Source organism: Rhodococcus sp. P14 (assembly GCF_000256505.1).
Lineage (GTDB): Bacteria > Actinomycetota > Actinomycetes > Mycobacteriales > Mycobacteriaceae > Rhodococcus > Rhodococcus ruber.
The window spans coordinates 1-5,145 of sequence record NZ_AJFC01000027.1 but is presented as its reverse complement, the minus strand read 5'-3'; the positions used below and the strand labels follow the sequence as shown (position 1 = coordinate 5,145).

Below are 5,145 nucleotides of genomic sequence, written 5' to 3'. Positions count from 1 at the left end.
GCGCGGAGCGGCTCGAGCGTCTCGACCTGACGTCGGGCGTCGACGACGACGCGATGCGCCTCGCGCAGCTCGCGGAACTGGGTGGTGGCCCGCTCGGCCATCGCGAACGTGGCCGGCTCGTCGAGCATGTAGTCGCGCAGCAGCTGGTCGAGGCTGTTCAGGCTCTTCGCGGACAGCGTGCGGTGCAGCAGCCGCTGCGCGGCCTCCGACGAGATGCCGAGCTTGGACCGGAACGCGCGGGCGAACGGCGCGTAGCTGGGGTTCACGACCGCATCGGGCCAGCGCTTGCGGATGCCCCGGGTGTCGATGCCCCGCGCGACGAACGGTTCGAGGTCGGTCAGCTCCAGGTCGGTGTCGAGGATCAGGTGCAGGTGCGAGATCTCGTTGTTGGCGTTGGCGCCCCGACGCAGGTGCATGAGCTTCACCAGGGTCACCGGGGCCGTGCCGTCGGCGGCGTCGTACGTCAGTGCCACCGCACTCCACGTGGCGCCGGTGCGCAGATACGAGGCGGTGAGCGCGTCGGTGTCGGCGTCGGCCTCACGCCGCCACGCCCCACGGATGTAGCTGACGAAGTTGCGGCCCGACCCGGCCGCCGACTCCTGCGCGGCCGCGTTGAACCGCACGCTGCCGCCCGGCATGAGCACCGTCGAGATCGCGTCGATCAGCGTCGACTTGCCCGAGCCGGACGCGCCCGTGATGAGAAAACCCTTGCGGGCCACGGGAATGTCGTGATACCCGTGCAAAGTGCCCCAGTTGACCACCTGCACCCGCGTGAGCCGGAACTGGCCGGGGTGGACGGGGGCGGCGCTCACGGCGCGTCCTCCTCGACGATGCGCCGGAACTCGGCCTCGACGGCGGCGACCTGATCGGCGTCGAACAACTGCCGCAACACCGGCGAGACCTCCATCCGGCCCTCCGTGGACGTCGATGCCAGCAGCGTGTACTTCTTCAACTTCTCCCACGACGCGTTGACCCGTTTGCGGAAGCCGGCCGGATCGGTGCTCGTCGCCGCGCGGTACATCTCCAGCTGCCCGGCCACCTCGTCGAAGTCGACGATCACCCGCTCGCCCGGCTGGGCGCGCAGCAGCCGGTGCCGCAACGCCAGCAGCATCACGGTGTCCATGAACGTCAGGCGCTCGGTGCGCAGCACCGTCGGGGCCTTGTGGTCGCCCGTGTCGGCGGGGCGGGTGAACGCGAGCTGATCGTCCTCGTCGACGACGAGATCGAGGAACACGTCCGCGAGCCGGGACCGCAGCACCCGCTCGTCGCGGATCACCGTCCGCCACACTTCGGGGTGCTTGTCGGCGGTGACGAGCGGTCCCTTGAGCAACTGGACCAGCGCGCGGCGGGTGTCGAGGTCGAGTTCGCCGGTGTCGCCCGGATACGTGCGGGTGGTCGATTCGGTCATGACACGTCCTCGGTGATGCGGGCGGTGAACTCGGTGTCGGTCGGGTCGAACAGGTGCCGGCGCACCGTCGCGACGCGGGTCGCGCCCGACGGGGACGTCCACGCGATCTCCTCGGTGCCGTCGACGCGGTGACCGTGCTCCGCGGCGAGCACCAGCAGACCCACCGCGCTGGCCAGACCCTGGGTGGCGGGATGATCGCGCAACACGTCGCCGATCGTGGCGCTGCCACGGGAACGCAGCGTGGCGGCGACGTTGCCGGCCAGCTCGTCCATGTCGATCTCCGATTCACGGACGATGCGGCGCAGCTCCGCCAGATCCACCTCGCCGACCGGCTGGGTCACCACCGGCTCGGCCACCAGGTCGTCGGCCGGGTTGTGCAACCGCAGCGCCGCCACCGAGTCGATGCCCATGCCGACCCGCACCAGCTCGAGGTCCAGCAGATCGTATGGTTTGCGGCGCTGCGCCACCTGCAGGGCCTGCTGCTGGGCCGAGCGCAACAGCCGCTGCAGGCGTCGGTGCTCCTCGTAGTGGCGGGACTGCACGAAGTGGCGCAGCGAACGCGACAGCGACGTCATCGTCGCGTGCACCTCGCCGCCCGCGTCCTCCATCTCGGTGAGCAGGGTGCGGAAGCGGTTGCGTTGCTCGGTGGTGAGCTGCTGCGCGAACGGGCGTTGCAGCACCGCCTCGATCCAGTCGTCGAGCTGCGACGACCGCTCCGGATCGATGATCATGTCGTAGAAGCCGGCGAAGCTGCGGCCGGCGTCGGAACTGCCGATCAGATCGACCCCACGGAACACCTCGCCGAGGGTGTCGCCACGGTCGCCCTCGTCGTCGAGGATCCGGGCCCGCAGCTCCCGGTTGAGCGCTTCCAACTCGGCGCGCATCCGCGCGAAGTCGCCCGGGATCTCCCCGGCCAGCGCCAGGATCTCCGCGGACCGTTCCACCGCCCGGTTCCCGTCCAGCACGGGAAAGTCCCCGGATTCGACGGCGGCGATCTGCCGGTCCAGCTCGTCGCGCTCGGCCCGCAACGCCGCCAGGCGACTCTCACTGCGTGGATCCGAGTTCCGCGCCAGCGCCTGGAGCTGGCTCGACAGGGTGGTCAGCCGCGACTCGGTGACCGAGCTGGTAGCGGTCGTCAGGCCCGCGACGAACGTGAGCGCGGCGAACGTCGCCTCCGTCGGCTCGAGGGTCTCCTCCCGGGCGTCGGCGCTCGCGCGGCGCAGCAGGTAACCCGCGCGCACCCAGTCCGCACAGTAGGCCTGACCGGTGCGCGGCAGCTCGAAGCCCTCGTCGCGCAGTTCCTGCAGGTCCACATCGAGGCGGGCGAACAGCTCCGGGGCCGGCAGCCGTCGCGTCCCGCGGTCGAAGTGCCGGCCCAGCAGCGCCAGCACCGCAGCCGCATTGTCCGACCGCAGCAGCGCCCACGCCGGGTGCTCCTGACGCAGACGCGCCAGGCGGTGCAGGTCGGCGGTGGGCCCGACGCTCCCTCCGGGATCGGGTTCGACCATGCTGACACATGGCGCCGACAGCGTCGCGGGCGTGGGTCGGCGAACTCGGGCGGGTTCGAGTTCGGCTTCCGGGGGCGAATGCAGACGGGATGCTAGGTCAGCGGGTGTGCGACTCGAAGTCTTCGAGGACGGCAACAATGCGCTCGGCGGTGTCTTCGAGTCCGGTACACCATTGCGCTTCTGGTACGCGGGCGCCTCCCTTGCCGAAGAGGACCTGCGCAAAGATGAGCACCCCGTAGGACGTCTCGATGCTCAAGCCGCAACGTTCGGGGAGGGACTGGTTGGTTTTCAGCAGTGCGCGTCGGCCCGCGATCTCAGATGGGATGACGTCGTCGCCGTTGTCGGCGGTCTTTTGGAGTTCGATGGCCCAGTCGAAGTTGGCCGATCTCACCGTCAGTCCGTAGGCGGCAACGTCGGGAAACTTCAAGACGCCGTCGTAGGAGCAGCCGAGCATCGTGTAGTGGGTCGCCGCGAAATCCGCGTTGTCTTCGGAGTTCGGGTCATAGCCTGCCGCGGCAAGCACGTCGTCGGGGATGTCGAGGCACGGGTCGAAGGCGACGAGAGGTCGGTCGGACTCGTCCACCAGGCGCGGCACTCGTGTCGTTGTGGTTGGGGCACTCGGGGCCTCGTCTGGGGAGACCGAGTTGGGAGACGAGGCAGTGCACGCTGAGAGCGTTGCCAGCACAATAAGTGCGCCTGTGATTGCGACACCGGTACGGCCTGCGGTCACAACTCGTCCTGGTTCAGGGCGTGCAGACGGGTGGCCCAGTTGTATTCGGCCGCGAGAAATCCCTCACCGCCGGCGGCGAACGCTTCTCGCATGCCACTGAGCACCGCCTCGAATTGCTCCAGGCGTTCGTAGAGCGATTCGGGTGTGCCGCGGGCTTTGCGAACGAAGCCGGCGCGGAGGTCTTCGGCCGACTTGAAGCCCCCGAAACTTGGTGCATCGGTCAGGTCGCTTGCATGGCGTGCCGCTTCACGAAGCGTCGTCAGCATGGTGTCGCAGATGGCGACGATCTCCTCGATCGTCTGCGGAGTCAGACGAAGTCCCTCGGCCATGAATCCCCCCCGGTATCAGTTGGCCCGGGAACTGTAACGCACTCGTTGCGGCGCGGGTGCGGGTGCGGCCTGCCGAACCCACGAAGCTGGGAAAGCGACGGCGGTCGACCTGCACCCGGCGCCGAGGGCGCCTTGCCCAGCCGGGCTTTTCGTCTCGATATGCCCTGCGTCCTATTCGGCCTGATGCCCCGGGGGATCGATGTCCTGGAGTTCGGGGGTTCGTTGAGTAGCTTGCTTGATGCGCTTCCCAAGGAATCCGAGACCGGCGGCGCCGGCGTCGAGGCCACGGCTCCCGATCGCCACAGCGGTCCCACCGATCGCTTTGAAGTTGCGGCCGAGTTCCCCCAAAGCGTCACCGATGGTCGGATCCTCATGGTCCTGCCACCCCTGAACATCGGCCCGGCGAGCAGCAGCGAAGGAATCCAGGTCCTCGCGCAGCTGCAGCATGTCGGTCTTCAGCTGGGCGGTCGACATCCAGCGCACGATCTCGAGTGGCTTGATGGCGGCGTAGGCAGCCAGCTCGGTGCGTGCCTTCAACAGCAGTTCGCCGTCGGCAGTGAGGTGGTCGGCCAGCATCCGACGAGCCGACGTGACAGCCAGCTCCAGGTGGTCGGACTCGGACTGGCGGACTCGCTCGATCCTGAGGCGCTGCCAGAGGTAAAGGGACTGTTCGGCGACCGCGAGGAGTTCGAGGCTTTCGCCGAGCTTGTTGTGCTCCATGAGGCGGTGCAGGATTTCGGCGCGGTCCTGCACGGGCAGACTTGCGTCGAACCTGTCGATCGACTTTCGGATGTGTGCGCGCAGCCGCTCCACGACGACTTCGAGGGTGGGTCCGAGCGGCGCAACGGCATCCCAATCCGTCTCTGGTAGGGCTCCGGTCTCGTCGAGAGTCCGGACGGTGCGCTGCAGGTACTGATGGTGGCCGAGAACGTCACCGATCATCGAGGCGTTCACCAGCGACAGAATCGCCTCGACCTTGCCCTCGACGCGTTCGACGGCCTTGGTGGTTTCTGCGATTGCCGTCTGCAGCGCCATGGTGGCGATCGTCAGCTGAATCGAGATGGCCCGAGTACCGGCGAGCGATGCCTGCTGCCATTGCATTTGCCCGCGGAATTTCCCCGCGGCGTCGGTGAGAGTCATTCGATTGAACCCTGGATCGCCGGGAATGAC

6 protein-coding genes are annotated in these 5,145 nt (G+C 68.2%); all 6 read right to left on the bottom strand.

Annotated elements, in window-relative coordinates:
* Positions 1-812 (bottom strand): ATP-binding protein (locus tag OEY_RS0102070; protein WP_010592287.1); only part of this gene is annotated, 812 nt, incomplete at its 3' end.
* The gene (locus tag OEY_RS0102065; RefSeq protein ID WP_010592286.1) at positions 809-1,408 is read right to left on the bottom strand and encodes a DUF4194 domain-containing protein; all 600 of its coding nucleotides are present in this window, start codon (positions 1,406-1,408) and stop codon (positions 809-811) included. The genes OEY_RS0102070 and OEY_RS0102065, both read right to left, overlap by 4 nt.
* Positions 1,405-2,916, bottom strand: a complete 1,512-nt coding sequence (locus OEY_RS0102060; RefSeq protein WP_010592285.1) for a DUF3375 domain-containing protein — start codon at positions 2,914-2,916, stop codon at positions 1,405-1,407. The genes OEY_RS0102065 and OEY_RS0102060 overlap by 4 nt, the downstream gene beginning before the upstream one ends.
* Before the next feature lie 97 nt (positions 2,917-3,013).
* Complete coding sequence (locus OEY_RS27920) at positions 3,014-3,601, bottom strand: DUF3558 domain-containing protein (RefSeq protein WP_230831758.1); 588 nt, start codon at positions 3,599-3,601, stop codon at positions 3,014-3,016.
* 41 nt (positions 3,602-3,642) lie between these two features.
* Positions 3,643-3,975 carry a hypothetical protein gene (locus OEY_RS0102050; RefSeq protein ID WP_010592283.1) on the bottom strand — a complete coding sequence of 111 codons (333 nt, stop codon included), beginning with the start codon at positions 3,973-3,975 and terminating at the stop codon, positions 3,643-3,645.
* Between the two features lie 171 nt (positions 3,976-4,146).
* Positions 4,147-5,145: hypothetical protein (locus tag OEY_RS27915; RefSeq protein ID WP_043804208.1), on the bottom strand; the 999-nt coding region annotated here is incomplete at its 5' end.